A 1,304-nucleotide genomic window follows, 5' to 3' on the forward strand; every position below is an offset into this window, starting at 1 on the left:
ACTCAATTGTTTACCGCCGCAACCCACGACGGTCAAAGGGGACCCGTATTTGTCCTTTGGACTACGTCGTGATGAGGGCAGCTTTTCGAATGATACCGAACCATAAACGATGTTATTTGATATTTTTTTACATCAGTATTGTCGATGATGGGTAAGCGGGAGGCAAGGAAAAAGGCGTGGCAATTGGGAACTGGGAATTGGCAATTGACGACAGCGAACGGCGTCGCTCCGCGATAAGCCAAAGCGGCGAGAGCTCACCGCATCCAAATTACGACAACGGCAATGCGTGAATGAATCCATCTTTGCGTTCTTCCGTCTTTGTCTTCCAGGCTACGTCGTGGTTTACAGCGGGTTTAAGTATTGAGTTTACACTTTTGAACGTAAAACGTCTTTCGGACTTTTCAAGCCCGACGAATTGCTAAACCGCAAGCGGCTGATGTGCGGCCGCTTGCGGCTTGGCAGGTTCTTTTGCGGTTTGACGCGGGAGTTGGCGGTATGTAGAATCGGCAGTCAGCGAGATTAACAAACGACACCTCGGGCGGAAACGCCCGCTGGGGAATATCATGGCGCGGGCGATTGTCATTGCACATCATCTGATTCTTACCGCTTACGGATGGTGGTTGCCTAACGATCCGCGAGGGAGTTGCTCGCGGACTGTCGGGATCAACGTTATCGCCGAACTTGGCGAGCTTCATCAGGGGCGTCGGAGAGTGCAGCCCCCGTCGGCTGAGATTCGCGAGTTCTACTCGCGGGCGGGAGATGTGCTCAGCTTTGGGCTGGTGGAATTCAACACGTCGGAAATCCGCGAGATCGCGGCCGGGTTCGCCGAGGCGGTAAGTCGACATCGCTACACCTGTTACGCGTGCGCTGTCATGCCCGATCACGTACACCTGATAATCCGCAAACACAAGGACAAAGCTGAACAGATGATCGAGAATGTCCAAGAGTCTTGCCGCTTGCGGCTTAGCGCTTCTGGTTCTCGACCGCCTGGGCATCCGGTTTGGGCCCGGTCTGGTTGGAAGGTGTTCCTGGACCATCCCGACGACATTCGGCGGACAATTCGCTACGTCCGCCAGAACCCGCTCAAACGCAGAATGCCCCATCAGGAATGGAAGTTTGTCACCGAATATGACGGTTGGCCCCTGCACGCGGGTCACGATCCCAACTCGCCATACGCAAGACGATTGCGGGAATGCTAAGCTTGTCTGCAGAGGCGCTAAGCCGCAAGCGGCGGACGGTGGATCGGGGGACATAATTATTGTCTTGGGGGATAGTGTGGTGCTGTTAAGTCGTTCTGTGGGCTC

At 54.8% G+C, this 1,304-nt stretch carries 1 protein-coding gene; it reads left to right on the top strand.

Annotated elements, in window-relative coordinates:
* Nucleotides 1-563 precede the first annotated feature (563 nt).
* The gene (locus KOO63_14445) at nt 564-1,199 is read left to right on the top strand and encodes a hypothetical protein (GenBank protein ID MBU8923014.1); all 636 of its coding nucleotides are present in this window, start codon (nt 564-566) and stop codon (nt 1,197-1,199) included.
* Nucleotides 1,200-1,304: the final 105 nt, after the last annotated feature.

The organism is Candidatus Latescibacterota bacterium (assembly GCA_019038625.1).
In the GTDB taxonomy this organism is placed as follows: Bacteria; Krumholzibacteriota; Krumholzibacteriia; order Krumholzibacteriales; family Krumholzibacteriaceae; genus JAGLYV01.